Below are 17667 nucleotides of genomic sequence, written 5' to 3'. Positions count from 1 at the left end.
TGGAAGTGGTGTCGAGTTTACTGGCGTTACAGTCAGCTAAAGTCACCGACCCAAACGTACAGGAAGCCATACAGGCCAGTCAGAACCGGGTGCAGAGTATGGGCATCATTCACCAGAAACTGTACCAAGGCAAGCAGTTAGGGGCGATTGAGATGCGCGATTATTTTAATAATCTGGGCGAAAACATTCTCAATTCGTTTGATGCAGCCAGTCGCATCACCATCGAATGTCCGATGCCCGAGCTAGTACTGGATATTGACACGGCGGTTTCCGTAGGGCTCATAACGAATGAGTTAATAACAAACTCGCTTAAATACGCATTTGTCGGTAGGGACAACGGCACCATTCGTATCAGCTTGACGCGGATGGACGACGATTCATTGCTGTTGATGGTAGCTGACAATGGGATCGGTAAACAGCCTGTGGAAGCCGTCAATGAAACGGGCTTCGGCACCCAGTTAGTGGAGCTGCTTACCCGCCAGCTTGAAGGCACGCTTACCTACGAAAACCAGAATGGCACGTTGGTTAAACTCCGCTTTAAGCGGCCAGTTATTACCTAAGTGTTGACAAAATAAGAACCCTGTATTTGACCGTTTGCCTATCTTGTAACCAATTTCCGGCTTTCGGTAGGGGTCATTTTTGTTATGTGATAACCTGTTGATTACCGTACCGTTTCGTCTCCTCTCCTCTTTCTGGCCGCTTTCGACCACGAAAAGTGTTCATTCAAGAAGCAGATGAAGGAACGCCCTCAGTCTCAATTGGGAGCGTTTGTTGAGATTGAGCAAATGATCTCTTACGGAACTATGACTAAGAGGAATTAATCCTCCCTACTTCATAACCTAATTCTAGACAGTACGTAGTAAAAGTGGTAACTTTTGTATTACCTCAAAATGTCAAAATCCGCTGTGGCAACCACATCATCCCACAGCAACCTAAGTTGCCCTCCTTTTTTTATTTCCTTCAGCTCAATGGTAAACTGCTGCTTTATATCGGTTGATTTTTGGATGGGCATACTGACCCTTATAAGTTCTTTCGTCCGGTCAGGGTCGGTGGGCCAATTTTTAAGATCAGTGCTAAAAATGAGTGTCCATTCCTTTACTTTGGGAATGGTATAAATACTATAGACGCCTTTGGGAAGTACCTTTTCCCCTATTTTGATGTCGTTTTCAAAGGTGATCGTTGTGGGACCATTGGCGCCGGTCCGCCATAAGGAATCGTAGGGAACCACGCCCCCAAAAATCGGTCTGCCTCGCTTAAAGGGTCGCCCGTAGGTCAGTGCAATGGTTGACTGCTGGATGCTGGCCTGTAGCGATTCAGTTGGCGAGGGAATGCCAATGCCCGGTGTTTTGCTCATTCGTTTGGCAACCGCATCGATGTCAATTGGCTGGTGTTTTGTTACATAATAATTCCAGGGTGTTCCTATACCATCCATGCTTTCTATTCGGCCCTCCTGGGTCACGCTAATAGCGGTGTATTCCAAAAAGGGGCCACCAAATATAATTTTGTCTTTGGTCTGGTAACGAACTCCTATGTCGTAGACGCCGATGTTATGATTGATCATTTTTAAGGGGAGTGCCTGCGACCCAGACCTCGCCAGGCGTCGGCATTGCCATTCCATGAGAGAGATCAAGGGAACCCAACCGCCGACAAAATCCATTTTTGGGGCTGGGTGGCGGAACAACTTCTCCACATTTGTGCCAGCTTCCGAATTATAGTAGGTGCAGGTATCGTTCCGGCAGTTCATATTTAATCGATATTCAAAAGCACCCGATTTTGCCGCAAAGGGAAGTGAGCTGTTGAGCGGGTTCATGGCGTTTATATTGAATTCACGGATGCTGCCATCGGGGTAAAAGTGAATGCTGAACTCGCCGATGTAATCTTCGGGAACGCGGATAAACGCTTTACCGTAGAGGTGATTATTGATCATGGTGTAGGTTTCCACTAAAACCGTATCCACGCCCATTCGTCCTATAAAAGAGGCTGTATAAGGCTGGTTGCTTTGCCCGAAACATCCCAACGTGGAGAGGAGCGCCCACACGCTTAGAAACACTCGTTTGTTGTCCATATTGAAATTGACAAGTAGTGTTGAAACACAGTTATTAAGATAAGCTTGTCAGGTAAAGTCATTACTAGCAAAATTATCGATGCCCCAATTAGGGAGATTGTAGAAATACGACATTTCTTGGCTGCTTGATTGAACTAGTAATTAGCTGATACCTATCTCGACAAGAAGCCTGTTAACATACAGCAGCTAGTTGAAATGTCCTTCGTCTAATATGGGAGCGTTTTACTGGACGCTTAGTCTTTACGGTATCGTCCTCCGGAAAAATGTTGACTCTTAGCTGAGCCTCGGTTCGTTCGCTATAGAGATAGTAACTGAGTGGGAGCAATCCCATACTTCTTTTTAAAGGCAAAAGAAAAATGAGAAAGATCTTCAAATCCTACTTCGAGATATACCTCTGTGGGTCTTTTCTTCTTTTCCGCTAGTTGATAATAAGCCAGTTCGAGCCGTTTATCGGTCAGCCATTTCTGGGGCGTTACATTGAAAATTTTCCTGAAATCCCGGTTAAAGGTCGACAAACTCCGACCCGTTAAATAGCCTAATTTTTCCATCGGCAAATTGAACATAAAATTGCGCTGCATAAAATCAACCAGGTCAATTTTTCCCGGTTCATGAAAATGAGCCAGTATATGGTCGATGCTTTTATCGATTGCCCTCAGAATACTTATGGCTTCTGTAATTTTTAACGAGGCAATATTTGCAGGCAGATCTTTCATCTCAAAATACGGAATCAAGGAAGACAGGCAACTTGCCAATAAAGGATGGTTGCTGAAGTGATATATTTTTTGTGATTCCGGGGCCTTTGGCTTTACTTCTAAATGGGCATAAAAATCCTTCAATCGTGCTGTAGAGAGATGCATGACTACTGTTTTGTGCGGCTTTCCATCCTTGGGGTAATTGATGATAGTAGCCAACAGGTTTCTTGGGATCAGGAAAATATCTCCTTCCTTAAAAATAGAAGTGGTATCAGCCTGAACGATTTTTGTCTCACCCGAAATGAACCAAATTAGCATGTGGTGCTCAAACAGAATGTCTGATTTGAAAAACTTGTCCTCATAGCAGGAAAGTTTGATGTCATCCGTTATATATTTTGCTTCGTATTGCATGACTATTTCTTAGTTCTTTTCTGTATGGAAAATAATACTGTAAAAACAAAAAATATCATTTGCTGAGCTTTGTTTAAACGTCCGGTTTAACTGTTAAAGGACAGCAGTATCCATATTGTCTACTACCGTCCTTTTGACATTGTAAGTCCATCAAACAATCATACGGATTGTCCGCCATCGATTAGATAATTAGCCCCAGTGATAAAGGCGGCATTATCGTCAGACAGGAAAGCAATCAACTCTGCTACCTCGCTAGCTGTTCCAAACCTTGCCAGGGGAATGCTACTGATCATTTGCAGTTCAAGGGTATCATTTAATCCCATTTTGTTCATAATCTCGGTAGCAACAGGCCCCGGACTTACCGCATTCACACGGATTTTTCGTGAAGCCAACTCAAGGGCCGCTATTTTCATCACCGCATTGATGGCTGCTTTACTTGCTGCATAGACCGAAGCAGTTGGTGGTGAAATAGTTGCTGAAGTTGACGACAGGAATATCACCGAAGCACCATCGTTTAGGATAGGGATGAATTTGCTCAGGGTAAAATAAGCTCCTTTGAAATTCACATCCATAATTTCATCAAATACCTGTTCGGACGTCAATTCTATGGGGGCCGATTTTGTTATGCCGGCATTAATGAGTAAAATATCGACCTTACCAAATTGTTCTGAAATAGCCGAGACCAGCCTGTCGATATCCGCTAACCTGGATTGGTCAGCCATCATTCCAGTGATATTCAGTTCCGATGCTGCCTTTTCAACCGCTTCCTTTCTTCTGCCGGTTATAATGACGTTGGCACCTTTTTGATTTAATTCGTTTGCAGTGGCATAGCCAATACCGCTGTTGCCGCCCGTAATGACGGCAATTTTATTTTTGAATGTTTTCATTTCGTTGAGGTTGAAATTAACTTATTGAAAAGAATAGGCCACTGGCTTCTTCGCTCCATTTCCACAGGCGTTTGGCATCAGCATCGTCCAGCGAATACCGTTTTACCCCCGGCGATATCTCGTTATCGGATGCTAATGGAGCTATATCCGCATCTTCGCAATACACCCCACCAATGCTATTGAGTAAGGGTGTTGTGGCGCACCAAACTGTTGTGGCAGCTCCCTGTGGTATGTTTTTAAGTGAAGCCAGTACTTCGGGAAGTATATTGCCCTGTTCATCCACAAAACCCATTTTCTGGAAAAGTTCCAGTGGGGCTTCCCTTCCTAATTCCGTTCCTCCGATAGAGCCCGGGTGGACAGAATAGACTCTGACACCAAAGGGTTTAGAACGAGTATCCAATTCGAGTGAAAATAGATTGACAGCCGTTTTGGATTGACCATATCCTTGCAAGGTTTCGTATGGCCGGTTTATAAAATTCGGGTCCTCAAAATTAAATGTTCCGAACTGGTGGCCATGAGAAGATACATTGATTACCCTCGCTCCGTTTGCTTTTTTGAGTGCTGGCCATACTCTGGCCGTCAACTGAAATTGTGCCAGGTAATTCGTGGCCAGTTGCGATTCGATACCACGGCTATCCCGGCGTAAAGTCACCCACATGATGCCTGCATTGTTGATTAGCAGATGAAGCGGTCGGCTTGTTGCGATAAATGCGTCGGCAAATGCATCGATTGAAGCGGGGTCCATAAAATCAATGCTCTCCAATTCCACATTTGGAATACCGGCTAAATTTTTCCGGGCCTTTTCCAGGTCCCTCGCCGGAACAATTACCGTGGCCCCGGCTGCGGCCAACACCCTAGTGGTTTCTAAGCCAATGCCCGTATTGCCGCCGGTCACAATGGCAATTTTCCCGGTGAGGTCAATCCCATTAATCACCTCCTGTGCCGTCGATGTTGCGTTGAAGCCTGAACCGATGGGCTGCTGTAAAGCTCCTTGATAATTAGTGTGTCCCATGTTATTTTAATTTATTGTGATGGGACAAAATTACCGGGTTGTTAGCGGGTGGACTTTGTTTAGAATGTCAATTTACTTTGTTTAACCTGTCAGGTTATCCCTACTGCGTAGATCAGTTTGTAGCCTCCGTTCAGGATGCTGTTTGAGTACTATTCGGTTCAGCCTATTCAGCATCGGTAGGTGGGAAAATTAGTTGTTCCCTAGGCCAACGGAACGATTTGGTTATCTTACAGGGTAAACGTCTGTCCACCTTTGAGGGTACTCTAACAAAAGCGTTTTACTAAGCTGGGCAACGTGGCTTATTCAGAAAGGGTTGAAACTAGCCCATTTCCAACATCTCTCCGTTAACTTGGCAAGATGAATCCTATGGACAAAAAATTTGAATATACCACCCTGGCCCAGCGATATACCGCCCGTTTCCCGGTCCTAACCTATGTGGGCACTCAGGTGAATTTTTGGATCATTGCCAACTGTTTGTTGATAACCATTTTGACTTTACACGCTCGACTAATTAACCAGGTAGTTCATATACCGGTAGCAGCAGCATTCGGCCCGTCGCTGTTAATAGCTATCCTGTTTGGGGGAGTATGGGGAGTAAGTCTAGGATTAACGAGTTATTATCTGGATCGGAAAATAGCCAGAAAACGATCGCTCGGGAATGTAATTCTAGTTAAGACCGGGGGAATGCTGATCCTGCTTTATCTCATTTTCTGGGCCTTACAATTTATCCTGTTTGATTTAACCATTTCCCCCCATGTCATTATAGCTGGTGTTACCCTAAAAAAAGAGGCTTGGGGTCTTATATCCACCCTGCTACTAGTCTATTATTTTTTTATGACCCTGATCATTAGCTTCATCAATCAAATTAATAAGAAATATGGACCGGGCGTTTTGTTACCCTTGTTGTTGGGGAGATACCGAACTCCACAGGAAGAAGAACGGATTTTCATGTTTATGGATTTAAAATCGTCGACTTCCACCGCCGAGCAATTAGGTCATATCCGCTATAGCTCCTTTATCAGAGACTGTTTTGCCGATATTAATGAGGTGCTTTTTCCCTTCGGTGCTCAAGTATACCAGTACGTTGGCGACGAAATTGTGATCATGTGGCCCGAGCATGAAGGCCTGAAAAACTACGTCTGTATCCGCTTTTACTTTGCCTGTACAGACCAGTTCCGGAATCGAACGGAATACTATCAGTCAACCTATGGTTTTCTGCCAACCTTCAAGGCCGGTATGCACACCGGTAAGGTAACGGCCGTAGAGATCGGCGAAATCAAAAAAGATATCGCTTACCACGGCGATACATTGAATACCGCAGCCCGTATTCAGAGCGTTTGCAATCACTATCAAAAAGATTTTCTAGTCTCCGGACACTTAATCACTAAAATGGGCCTCGATCAACGACTGAAAATTGAATCGCTGGGTAAGATTCTGCTTAGAGGCAAAACAGAAAAGGTTGAGATCGTAAGTGTTGACCGGCATGATCCTAAAGATCTGACAAATAGACGTGTTGAGTTTAAATGATAAAGAATAATTATCAAACGGGGGCCAATGGCAATCAAGAACTAACCATTGTTGACCTAAATGGAGTTAATAGCAGTACATAAGTCAATCGACTGTTGCACACTCAATACGCCACGGGGCGCCCCGCTTGCTCATGGGTCTTACCCGAATTTCTATCTGAGTCTTGTGCTTCAGTGAGCCAGTGGGGTCCTAAATCGCTCCATGAGTCACTAGCTCAGCCGAAGGCGGTAGGGCATCCCCACTGGAACTGGTTTACTCTCAGTTTGAGAGCCTTCCAAGGTAGAATATTCTTGGAATATTCACAGGGGACAAATCTAAAGGCCGATGCGACCGTAATTTTACGCCCCGTTGGAAAAAGAACCCCTAGAATAAGTATTTCTAAAGATTGGTGGGGTAAAGCGTAGGAGGAGTAGTAGAAATCTTTCAAAAACCTACCTTGAAGTATACCAACATTCGGTAAGGAACCGTCACTAAAAACGCCGAATTTATAAACAAACATATGAAGTTTTCTTCGTTGAATGCCGGAGAAAGTTCATGAACGACCTTACGTCTCAGGCGGGAGCGTTTTAGGAGACGGTAATTTTACTATCTGTCAAATGCAGTTAGTAGCGTACGGTCAGCAAAAAAGCCGCATCCAGATTAAACCGAAGCGGCTTATTGCTACCATCTACTGTGTTGCTATAATTACCCGATTCGCTGCGGGTGAGTTCGCCAGATGGTCAGCTTGCGTTTTCGCTGTCGATGCAGACCGTGGGTAGCGAAGCGGGTAGCCCTCATTACGCCATTCAATACCGCAACCAGCCGCTGATTGCCTCATCGCGACTAGGGTTGAAGGCCAATCCAAACGGCTTTGGCGGAGCGGGCTGGTTTAAAGATCTGCGGGTAGTACGTACTCAACGCCGTACTCAGCAAACGAGCTGGCAACCCGTAGCGGGCGAACGAAGTAACATACCCGACCATTTCAACGAACTGGTAATAACGCTGGCTCCCACCGATGCCCGCCGAAAGGGTATTATGCAAGTGGTAGCACGTGCCTACAACGAGGGCGTTGCGTTCCGCTACGAGTTTCCCGAAGACCTGAGTACCCAGATTCTAGAGTTTACCGAAGATCTCACCCAGTTTCGGTTGCCCTCCGGTACGCAGGGGTGGTTCACGAATCGGGCACAGGCGGAGTACGAAAAACGTCCGTTACAGAACTGGTCTGCCCAGGCCGAACTGCCGCTGACCCTCGAGCTGCCCAACGGCGTCTGGGCATCCATTGCGCAGGCCGAACAGGTCAATTACCCACGGGTTCGGCTGAAAACGACCGGGCCGGAAGGGGAACTGCAAACCCAGTTGTTTGGCGAGGTAGTGGAAACCTCACCCTATGCCACCTCATGGCGGGTTGTGCTGGGGGCTAATGAGCCGGGTAAACTGCTGGAACAGAATTACCTGATTCCGAATCTGAACCCGCCCAATGCGCTGTCGAAGCCGGACTGGATCAAGCCCGGTCAGGTGATGCGGGAAGTGACCCTGTCCACATCTGGTGCCAAAGCGCTGGTCGATTTTGCCGTGCAGCAGCAGATCGCCTATCTGCATTTTGATGCAGGCTGGTACGGGCATGAGTACGAAGTAAAGGAGGATGCTACGACCGTGACGGTTGATCCAAGACGTAACCCAAAGGGCGATCTGGACCTGCCCGAAGCCATTCGGTACGCCCGTTCTAAAGGTATTGGAGTGATACTTTATGTGAATCACCGGGCGCTGGAACGTCAGCTTGACACGCTGTTTCCGTTGTATCAGCGCTGGGGTGTGTCGGGAGTTAAGTTTGGTTTTGTTCATACGGGTTCGCACCGCTGGACCACCTGGCTACACGAAGCCGTTCGGAAAGCAGCTCAGTACAACCTGATTGTGGACATCCACGACGAGTACCGACCCACCGGCTTTAGCCGAACGTATCCGAATCTACTCACACAGGAGGGGGTTCTGGGCAACGAAGGGTTCCCGGATGCGACTCATAATACCATCCTGCCCTTTACACGCTATCTGGCCGGGGCTGGCGATTATACCTTCTGCTTCAATACGGACATTGTCAGACCGGGGAAAAGTAAAACTACACAGGCTCACCAACTGGCCTTGCCAGTACTGTATTTTAGCCCACTGCAATACGTATTCTGGTACGGTCGGCCCGATCAGTATCCCAATACCGAAGAGTTTTCGTTCTGGAAGGGCCTGCCCACGGTTTGGGATGAAACCCGTGTGTTGGGCGGTCGGCCAGGCGAGTTTGTCACCATTGCCCGCCGACAAAAAGACGCCTGGTATGTGGGCTGCATCACCAACATCCAGGCCCGGAGCGTCACGATTCCGCTGAGCTTCTTACCGGCAGACAAATCGTTCACGGCCGTGTTGTACGAAGACGACGGCCGCGGCCATGTGAAACAAACCAGGCTGACTGTCACGGCTTCGACCACCCTGAAACGGGACCTGCTGGCATCGGGAGGTCTGGCGCTTTCATTAAAGCCTGGGAACTGAAATAAACGCAAATTGTCGATTAAATGTATAGCTTAAATGGGCAAAGCTAAACTCGCCCGCTTTGTTTGCGATAGGTTCCGGGCGGCAGTCCATAACGCCGTTTGAAAAGTCGGGAAAAGTAATAAATGTCGGCGATTCCCACCTGCTCGGCTATGCTTTGGAGCGATAGGGATGTTGTTGCCATCAGTAGCTGCGCCCGTTCCAGTCGCTTGTTGATGATGTAGTCGATAGGGCGGATGCCCAGTAATGCCTGAAACTGCCGCGAAAAATAATCGACATGCAGGTGCTGAAGCGCAGCCAGTTGTTCTACCGTTATTTTTTTGGACAAATGGGTGTGGATGTAACTCAATACAGTCCGGAACTGGATAAAACCTTGCTGACGTACTGGCGAAGCGCTTTTGGTTTTCTGTATGAATCGCGAGACCAGTTGTAACATAATGCCCTGTGTCTCCAGACCAGCTCCAGCCCACTGATCAGGTTTTGGTGCGTTAAAACTCAACAAGTCCGACTGGTTATCGTACGCTTTGGGATCGATATTAGCGAGTGTGCGTTCAGGGTTTAAGAGCAGTAGTCTCTCAAATAAGTATTCATCCAAGGGAAGGGCGGGTAACTCGTACTCAAACGCTGCGTAATCAAAAATAGACAGCCCGGTTTCGGTTTCTTCCAGAAAATGAAGATAATACTGAGATAGCGTGTTATCGCAGTGGTAGCGACTGATCGAGTAACTCGGAATCAGATAAAGATTCCCTGGTTTCAACGTGTATTTTTGCTGGTTGTGCCAGACGTACGCTTCCCCATCCTGAATGAAATAAAGCCTGCAAAATGGACTGACTACCCCATTAAACTGCCACTCAGGGCCTACTGTCAAGGCACCACAATGCAAAAGGTTGAGTTTGAGTGAGGGTATTGCTTCCATCTGTATGACGAGAGAATGGTGGTAGCTCGCTCGAAAGGAGCGAAGCTCAAAGTCGGATTTGTACAAAAATAAGTCTACTGCATTCATTTTCTTAGCCCAATGAGACTTCTATTTTTGTATCAATAAAATCCTTAAATCCGACAATTACGCCTGTCCATGAGTACGACTGAGCTATTAGGACGCCTTCACCCGCTGCTGGTGCATCTGCCCATCGGTATTCTGCTGTTTGGGCTGGGGCTCATGGTAGTGGGTCGCAGGAAAAAAACGGATGTGGAAACCGCCGTTTCGTTCGCCTGGGGACTGGGTGCCTTGTCGGCCGTACTGGCTTGTGGAGCGGGCTGGCTACTGGCTCAGTCGGGAGAGTACGACGCCGACATGGTGTCCAGGCATCAATGGACGGGGCTGGCTACCGCTGCCCTGGCTGGGCTTACCTACTGGCTCAAAAACTACCGCTGGCCGCTGGCCCTGACGACGGCCGTGCTGCTGAGTGTAGCCGGGCACTACGGCGGAAACCTGACGCATGGGGAAGATTACCTGTTTCCCGGCACTACACCCCTGGCCGAACAGCCATCCACAACGCCCCTTTCGGCATCGGTTGTGGCTGTCAATGGGCAAGCTGATTCGGTAAACAAGGGCAATCAACCGCTCATACGCCGGACGTTTATGTACCGCGATGAAGTGGTTCCTATTCTGAAAGCGAGTTGTTACAACTGCCACTCGGCCACCAAGAAAAAAGGGGGGCTTCGGCTCGACTCGGAAGCGTTTATCAAAAAGGGGGGCAAACACGGTGCGGTGCTGTCACCGGGTAATCCTCAGAAGAGCAAGCTCTACACCTACCTGGTGCTGCCCGAAGACGACGAGCGGCATATGCCCCCAAAGGGTAAACTTCAGCTCACGCCCAATCAGGTTGCGGTTATTTATCGCTGGATACAGAAAGGGGCTTCGTTTAAAGAGGAAGTAGAGGTCATTCAACCGGCCGAAACGAATACCCTGGCTGCCGAAAGGGTGGGGCTACCCCCGCAGCTCTTGCCGTTGTCCTCCGATTCGGCCCGGGTGGTTGTACCATCGACGGAATCCGCTCCGGCAACGGTAGAATCGACCCTGCTGGCCAAACCCGTTGCGGCATCCGACCCTACTACGGTGGCTGCCCTGAAAGGGGAACAGATTTCGCTGGTGAAGCTTGCGGAGACGAACTACCTGTCGGCCAATTTTATCAATGTCAAAGCCTATAACCGGCAACAACTGACCCAGCTGTCGAAACTGGGTGGGCAGCTCATGCACCTGCGGCTGAGCGGTCAGCCGGTAGGGGATGAGGATCTACCAGAACTGGCGTCAATGACCTCGCTCACCCGGCTTGCCCTCGACCATACCCGGCTGACTGATGCGGGTCTACGGACGTTGACATCCCTACCCAATCTGGAGCAGTTGAACCTGTACGGAACGGCGGTGAGCGACGAAGGGCTGGAGGTCCTGGCCCGTTGCCCAAGCCTGAAAGTGGTTTATCTGTGGCAAACCCAAACAACGCCCGAAGGCATTCAACGGCTGCAAAAAGCCCTACCCAATCTGAAAATCGAAACCGGCACGGGGCAACTGAGTCGCCCGACTCGTCCCGATTCCAATAAAACGATCTGAGGTATGCTACGAAACGTCCTTTTTTTTCTGACTACGGCCTGTTTGCCGTTTGGGGGATGGCTATTACCTACCGGAGGAGATGGCGTAAAGCGTCCGGCTGATGGCGTTCGACTCCCGGCCGAGGTGGCAGCGGCCTACGAGAAATTACCGGCTCAGCTCGATTACAACCTGCACGTTAAGCCCATCCTGTCCGACAAATGTTTTGCCTGTCATGGCCCCGATAAGGCCAAGCAAAAGGCGGGTCTTCGGCTCGATGTAGCCCAGGCTGCCTATGGCCCATTGCCCGAAAACCCCGGCAAAGTGGCGATTAAACCTGGTAACTGGGCCAAAAGCGAAGTAGTGCTACGAGTCCTGTCAAGTGATCCAGATTACCTGATGCCCACGCCGGCCTCGCACCTGACCCTGACGGCAACGGAAAAGGCAACCCTGCTTAAGTGGATTAAAGACGGAGCCGTGTACAAACCCCACTGGGCCTTTGTGAGGCCAGAGAAAAAGCCAGTTCCAGTTAGTGAACCCACAGGGGTATTCATGCCGGTTAACGAAATTGACCACTTTGTGCTAAGCCGATTGAAGCAGGAAGGACTGAGCCCATCGCCGGAAGCGCCCAAAGACCTGCTGTTGCGTCGGTTGTCGCTCGACCTGACGGGCCTACCCCCAACCCCGGCCGAACTCGACGCGTTTCTGGCCGACCAGAGCCCTGATGCTTACGAAAAACAGGTGGATCGGCTGCTGGCATCGCCCCATTACGGAGAGAAAATGGCTACCGACTGGCTCGACCTGGCCCGCTTTGCCGACTCACACGGCTACACCGTTGACCGGCTGCGCGATATGTCGCCCTACCGCGACTGGGTCATCCGGGCGTTTAACCAGAACATGCCCTACCGCACCTTTATTCACCAGCAACTGGCGGGTGATCTGATGAAAAGTACTGACGATGGCCCGACCACCCGCGACAGGCTCATTGCCACGGCCTTTAACCGGCTGCATCAGCAAAATATGGAAGGGGGCATTGTGGAAGAGGAGTTTCAGACAGAATATGTGATGGACCGCACCAACACCCTGGGCGATGCGTTTCTGGCGATCTCGCTGGGTTGTGCCCGCTGCCACGATCATAAGTACGATCCCATTTCGCAGAAAAACTATTACGAGCTTTTCAGCTTTTTCAACAACGTCCGGGAGGCCGGTCAGATTTCCTGGAACGACGACTTGCCCACGCCCACACTGCTATTGCCGACCGAAAAGCAGGAAGCACTGCTACGCTTCATGAAGTCGGCCGTTACCGAGCAGGAACAGACGCTCAGCCAGGCGCTTGAAAAAGCTAAGCCAGCCGCCGAAACCTGGATTGGCTCGAAAGCCTACCAGCAATTGGCCGGGCAGACGATGCCACAAGCCGGTTTACAGGGCTATTTTTCCTTTGAGGATTCGTTACGGAACAGCGTAGAACCGAAGCAGAAAGGCAGCATGAAACGCGACGCGGGCGAAGGGACCAAACCCGTGTTTGAAAAAATAGCCCGCGGGCAGGTTCTCACGCTCGATGGCGACGCCTACGCTGACCTGAATGGTGTAGGCGTATTTCGGCAGTCGGAGCCCTTCACGGTGGGCTTATGGGCCTGGTTTCCGAAAAACTTCAAAGAGGGGGTCATTTTTCATAAAGGCAATGCGGAGCGGTTGTATAATTTCAAAGGGTATCACCTGATGTTGAAAGGCAACCGCCTGGAAGTGAGTCTGGCCCACACGGCACCTGCCAACGCCATTACCCGACAAAGTTCGGCGACTATCCCGCGCGAAACCTGGGTGCAACTGACCATGACCTACGACGGTTCGTCTAAAGCCAATGGCTTGCGGCTCTACCTCAATGGGGCCGAGCTTCCGCTGGAAACGGTAGTGGATCAGTTATACAAAGACATCATTTTCTACGACAAAAAAGAACCCGCCCTGCAAATCGGCGGCTGGTGGCGGGGCCTGGGCTTTAAAGGGGGAAAAGTGGATGATGTGGTGGTCTATAACCGGACCCTGACCCCGTTTGAAATTCGGATACTGGCTGGTAAAGCAGGCTGGGCATCTCTGGCCAGTAAAGCCTCCCACGAACTGACAGCAGCCGAAAAGGAGATGCTAAGCGCCTACTACGCGTCGGTGGAAGATGCCGACGTAACGGCTGCCCGGCTCGAGTTACGCAAACGCCGGACGGCCCTGAGCGACTCCACCCGGCACATTGCCGAAATCATGGTCATGCAGGAAATGCCTACGCCCAAAACAACGCACCTGTTACAGCGCGGCCAATACGATATGCCAGGCCCGGTGGTGTCTCCCAACACGCCCGGCAGTATCTTACCCTTTCCGGCTAACCTGCCTAAAAACCGGCTCGGGCTCGCCCAATGGCTGACCGATGAACGAAACCCACTCACCGCCCGGGTGGCCGTGAACCGCTATTGGCAAACCATCTTTGGGACGGGGCTCGTCAAAACGGCTGAAGACTTCGGCAATCAGGGCGAGGCCCCCAGCCACCCGGAATTACTCGACTGGCTGGCCGTTACCTTCCAGCAGGAGTTGGACTGGGATGTAAAACGACTGGTAAAGCGGATGGTGATGTCGGTTACTTATCGGCAGGATTCTCGCACGAGCGCGACCTTACGGGAGCGAGACCCCGAGAACCGATTGCTAGCTCGCGGCCCTACCCTGCGGCTGAGCGCCGAGATGATTCGGGATAATGCGCTGCTGGCCAGTGGCCTACTCAATCCGGCAATCGGAGGGAAAAGCATCAAGCCCTATCAGCCCGAAGGATTGTGGGAAATCAACAGCATGACCTACAAACCCGATTCAACGGACGCCATTTATCGTCGGAGTCTATACATCATTGTCAAACGGTCGGTGCCCAACCCGACCTTAGCTACCTTCGATGCGCCCGCCCGCAGCAGTTGTATCGTGCGTCGGCAACGGACCTCAACGCCATTACAGGCACTGGTAACCCTCAACGACCCAACGTTTGTAGAAGCCGCCCGCGTACTGGGCGAACAAATGGCCCGGCAACCGGATACACGAAGTGCCATACGGGATGCCTATCGGCGGTTGACAAGCCGCACGCCACCCGACCGGGAACTGGCATTGCTGGTCAGGCTGCACCAGGTTGAATACGAGAAATTTAAAGCTAATACGGCGAAAGCCGCTGGCTGGTTGAACGCCGGATTGCGCAAACCGGATGCCACCCTCGACCCGGCACTGGTTGCGGCCCATGCCGTGGTGGCCAGTACGATTATGAATTCAGATGCCACGTTAACCAAACGCTAATCACCCATGACACCGCATCACGACGAACCCGGACGGCCCCAAATCCCGGATCTGGAAGCACTGAACAATGGGCTTGACCGACGTAATTTTCTCCTGCGGACAGCCTCGGGACTGGGGGCGCTGGCCCTGAGCAGTTTGCTGGGAACCTCGGCAACTGCCGCTCCCGAAAAGCTTCTGGAACGTGTTCGAGAACGGATTGCCCCCCGCGCCAAACGGGTGGTTTACCTGTTCATGGCGGGTGGACCATCGCAGTTCGAAACCTTTGATTATAAACCGAAACTGATGGCCATGCTAGGCAAAGGCCTGCCCGATTCGGTTCGGCAGGGGCAGCGTCTGACGGGTATGAGTGCCAATCAGGCGGCTCTGCCCATTGCGCCTTCGCTGTACCGGTTCGCGCAGCACGGTAAGAGTAAAACCTGGGTGAGTGAGTTGTTGCCCTACACGGCGCAGGTGGTCGATGAGCTTTGTATCGTCAAATCGCTGTATACTGAGCAAATTAACCACGACCCGGCCATCACGTTTTTTCAGACGGGGCATCAGTTGCCCGGTCGCCCGTCCATCGGCTCGTGGGTGAGTTACGGGCTGGGCTCCGAGAATCAGAACCTACCCGCGTTCATTGTGCTGGTGTCGAAAAATGCGGCTAAAGATCAACCGCTTTACGCCCGGCTTTGGGGCAATGGCTTTTTGCCGTCGGAGTATCAAGGCGTTCAGTTTCGGTCGGGCAAAGACCCGGTCCTGTTTCTGAACAACCCCGACGGCTACGATGGTGCCGACCGCAAGGCCATGCTGGATTATCTGACACAACTGAATCAGCTTCAGAATGAAAGCTGGGGCGACCCGGAAGTCAGCGCCCGGATTTCGCAGTACGAAATGGCGTACCGGATGCAGACATCGGTGCCCGAGGTGATGGATACGCGTGGTGAACCCGACGAGGTGTTTGACCTATATGGCCCTGACAGCCGGGACAAAGGCTCGTTTGCGGCCAATTGCCTGTTGGCTCGGAAGCTGCTGGAAAAAGACGTTCGCTTTGTGCAGCTCTATCACCAGGGGTGGGACCATCACGGGTCATTGCCCAAAGGAATGAAGAATCAGTGCCAGCAGGTAGATCAGGCGTCGGCTGCGCTCATCGTTGATCTGAAACGCCGGGGACTTTTGGACGATACGCTGGTGGTCTGGGGGGGCGAATTTGGCCGGACAGTGTATTCCCAGGGAACACTGACGACCACCAACTACGGCCGCGACCACCATCCGCGCTGCTTTACGATGTGGATGGCGGGTGCGGGTGTCAAGGCGGGCTTCACCTACGGGCAAACCGACGATTTTAGCTACAACATTGTCCGTGACCCTGTCCACGTCCACGACTTTCAGGCGACGCTGCTGCATCTGCTGGGTGTTGACCACGAGCAACTGACCTACAAAGTGCAGGGCAGGCGGTTTCGGCTGACGGATGTGTCGGGGAAAGTGGTGAAGGGGATTCTGACGTAAACGGCACTTTTCTCGACTCCGCAACACGAGCAATAGTGGAATGCCCAGTATCCACCCCCTATTAAATTGACTCGGGTTTAAGTATCGGAGAGAATATCGCCTTTCTCCAAAAATAGCACCGTAACCATGAGAAAGCGCTACCTTATTGCATTCTGCCTTCTATTCACCGGGCAGTTGCTGGCGCAGTCAGCAGCGCCCAGAGATCCGCAAAAAGCGTATGCTGCCTGGCGCCAGACGGGTTGGTTTGTTTGTTCATTGGGGGCCATCGGCTGGGCTCGGTACGCCCGAGTCACATTCTCATGCCCGCAAAAGCTCCCTGAACCCACACGGTAGTATCCCGGCTTCCGAATACGATACCCTTTACAAACGATTCAATCCAACCCATTATAATCCGAATAACTGGCTCTGTTCATTTCCGATGAGGTGGCTTGGGGAGCCGGTAAGTGGCCTGTGGCGGCAGCCCATGTTGAGCAAGCGAGACGCAAACCTCCGTCCATTGAGGAGCATCAGTTTTATTGTCATGCGTTGGGCCGTGAAGTGCCTTATGCCATCTATCTACCCAGCCTTAACGCTGTGCCGCAAGACAGTTTTCCGGTATTATTTATCCTTCACGGCGATGGACGTACGTATCAGACGATTATTTCCGATGAAGCGTGTCGGCGAAACCTGATTAATCGAAAGATAGCCGTCGTGTTTCCGAATGGCGAACGTGGGTGGTATCTGGATAGTCGAACTAACCCAACCAGTCAGTATCAATCCATGCTCGTGGAATTGCTGGCCCATATTCGCCAAACCTATCCGGTCTATCGTTCGGGTAAGCAAACAGGAATAGCTGGGTGGAGCATGGGGGGATTTGGGGCTATGCATTTTGCCGAAACGTATCCGCATCAGGTGAGTGCCGTGGCCACAACCATTGGTTTGGTAGATTTCCCCAACCCACGTTTACCAAAGGCTAAAAACTATCCGGTTTCGGCGGTTTTCGGGATGGATACGACGGCTTGGGCTGGGGTGAATTGCCTGAATAGAGCTGAAAAGCTGGCTGGTAAACAAATACTGCTGATTGCCGGGAAAAAGGCGTTTGATCATACCATGAACCACCACTTTCATCGTCGCCTTCAGCAACTGAGGATTCCACATCAGTATGTTGAATGGGATGAAAATCATGATTTTATGATGGTCAGGAAGTCATTGCCTGTCCTGCTCGATTTTTTTGAGCGTACGCTTAAAAGGCCATAGCTTACATT

At 50.6% G+C, this 17667-nt stretch carries 12 protein-coding genes; 7 read left to right on the top strand and 5 right to left on the bottom strand.

The window, feature by feature from the left end; genetic code table 11:
• Positions 1 to 8 precede the first annotated feature (8 nt).
• A complete protein-coding gene (locus BN8_RS15630; RefSeq protein ID WP_040005858.1) occupies positions 9 to 560 on the top strand; it encodes a sensor histidine kinase in 552 nt (183 codons plus the stop codon).
• A 320-nt stretch (positions 561 to 880) separates the two neighbouring features.
• On the opposite strand, the gene BN8_RS15625 is transcribed toward BN8_RS15630, so the two are convergent.
• The 4 genes from BN8_RS15625 to BN8_RS15610 form a co-directional block, all read right to left on the bottom strand.
• The gene (locus tag BN8_RS15625) at positions 881 to 2065 is read right to left on the bottom strand and encodes a DUF2911 domain-containing protein (RefSeq protein WP_009282874.1); all 1185 of its coding nucleotides are present in this window, start codon (positions 2063 to 2065) and stop codon (positions 881 to 883) included.
• A 296-nt stretch (positions 2066 to 2361) separates the two neighbouring features.
• Positions 2362 to 3168: a helix-turn-helix domain-containing protein gene (locus tag BN8_RS15620; protein WP_009282873.1), complete on the bottom strand. Its 807-nt coding sequence runs from the start codon at positions 3166 to 3168 to the stop codon at positions 2362 to 2364.
• 158 nt (positions 3169 to 3326) lie between these two features.
• The gene (locus tag BN8_RS15615) at positions 3327 to 4055 is read right to left on the bottom strand and encodes an SDR family NAD(P)-dependent oxidoreductase (RefSeq protein WP_009282872.1); all 729 of its coding nucleotides are present in this window, start codon (positions 4053 to 4055) and stop codon (positions 3327 to 3329) included.
• Positions 4056 to 4071: 16 nt separating this feature from the next.
• Positions 4072 to 5067, bottom strand: coding sequence for an SDR family NAD(P)-dependent oxidoreductase (locus BN8_RS15610; protein WP_009282871.1), 996 nt, complete (start codon positions 5065 to 5067; stop codon positions 4072 to 4074).
• A 357-nt stretch (positions 5068 to 5424) separates the two neighbouring features.
• Here BN8_RS15610 and BN8_RS15605 point away from each other — a divergent pair, with 357 nt between their 5' ends.
• Positions 5425 to 6594, top strand: coding sequence for an adenylate/guanylate cyclase domain-containing protein (locus BN8_RS15605; protein WP_009282870.1), 1170 nt, complete (start codon positions 5425 to 5427; stop codon positions 6592 to 6594).
• A gap of 702 nt (positions 6595 to 7296) precedes the next feature.
• Positions 7297 to 9105, top strand: a complete 1809-nt coding sequence (locus BN8_RS15595) for a glycoside hydrolase family 97 protein (RefSeq protein ID WP_202806393.1) — start codon at positions 7297 to 7299, stop codon at positions 9103 to 9105.
• A 46-nt stretch (positions 9106 to 9151) separates the two neighbouring features.
• Here BN8_RS15595 and BN8_RS15590 read toward each other — a convergent pair whose 3' ends face one another.
• A complete protein-coding gene (locus tag BN8_RS15590; protein WP_040005856.1) occupies positions 9152 to 10021 on the bottom strand; it encodes a helix-turn-helix domain-containing protein in 870 nt (289 codons plus the stop codon).
• A 156-nt stretch (positions 10022 to 10177) separates the two neighbouring features.
• Here BN8_RS15590 and BN8_RS15585 point away from each other — a divergent pair, with 156 nt between their 5' ends.
• The 4 genes from BN8_RS15585 to BN8_RS15570 all read left to right on the top strand — a co-directional run bounded on the left by BN8_RS15585 (position 10178) and on the right by BN8_RS15570 (position 17659).
• Positions 10178 to 11653 carry a c-type cytochrome domain-containing protein gene (locus tag BN8_RS15585; protein ID WP_009282867.1) on the top strand — a complete coding sequence of 492 codons (1476 nt, stop codon included), beginning with the start codon at positions 10178 to 10180 and terminating at the stop codon, positions 11651 to 11653.
• A gap of 3 nt (positions 11654 to 11656) precedes the next feature.
• Positions 11657 to 14938 (top strand): DUF1553 domain-containing protein, encoded by a 3282-nt coding sequence (locus BN8_RS15580; RefSeq protein WP_009282866.1) that lies wholly within the window; start codon positions 11657 to 11659, stop codon positions 14936 to 14938.
• 6 nt (positions 14939 to 14944) lie between these two features.
• Positions 14945 to 16423, top strand: a complete 1479-nt coding sequence (locus BN8_RS15575) for a DUF1501 domain-containing protein (protein WP_009282865.1) — start codon at positions 14945 to 14947, stop codon at positions 16421 to 16423.
• A 423-nt stretch (positions 16424 to 16846) separates the two neighbouring features.
• Positions 16847 to 17659, top strand: coding sequence for an alpha/beta hydrolase (locus tag BN8_RS15570; protein WP_009282863.1), 813 nt, complete (start codon positions 16847 to 16849; stop codon positions 17657 to 17659).
• The last annotated feature ends 8 nt before the right edge of the window (positions 17660 to 17667 follow it).

Origin of the sequence: Fibrisoma limi BUZ 3 (assembly GCF_000296815.2) — a bacterium.
Classification (GTDB): Bacteria; Bacteroidota; Bacteroidia; order Cytophagales; family Spirosomataceae; genus Fibrisoma; species Fibrisoma limi.
This window is presented reverse-complemented; position numbering and strand designations above follow the sequence as displayed.

Excerpts from the sequence above, each read along its gene's own strand:
- BN8_RS15625 (WP_009282874.1), bottom strand. The coding sequence starts at position 2,065 with ATGGACAACAAACGAGTGTTTCTAAGCGTGTGGGCGCTCCTCTCCACG.
- BN8_RS15620 (WP_009282873.1), bottom strand. The coding sequence starts at position 3,168 with ATGCAATACGAAGCAAAATATATAACGGATGACATCAAACTTTCCTGC.
- BN8_RS15615 (WP_009282872.1), bottom strand. The coding sequence starts at position 4,055 with ATGAAAACATTCAAAAATAAAATTGCCGTCATTACGGGCGGCAACAGC.
- BN8_RS15610 (WP_009282871.1), bottom strand. The coding sequence starts at position 5,067 with ATGGGACACACTAATTATCAAGGAGCTTTACAGCAGCCCATCGGTTCA.
- BN8_RS15605 (WP_009282870.1), top strand. The coding sequence starts at position 5,425 with ATGAATCCTATGGACAAAAAATTTGAATATACCACCCTGGCCCAGCGA.
- BN8_RS15590 (WP_040005856.1), bottom strand. The coding sequence starts at position 10,021 with ATGGAAGCAATACCCTCACTCAAACTCAACCTTTTGCATTGTGGTGCC.
- BN8_RS15585 (WP_009282867.1), top strand. The coding sequence starts at position 10,178 with ATGAGTACGACTGAGCTATTAGGACGCCTTCACCCGCTGCTGGTGCAT.
- BN8_RS15580 (WP_009282866.1), top strand. The coding sequence starts at position 11,657 with ATGCTACGAAACGTCCTTTTTTTTCTGACTACGGCCTGTTTGCCGTTT.
- BN8_RS15575 (WP_009282865.1), top strand. The coding sequence starts at position 14,945 with ATGACACCGCATCACGACGAACCCGGACGGCCCCAAATCCCGGATCTG.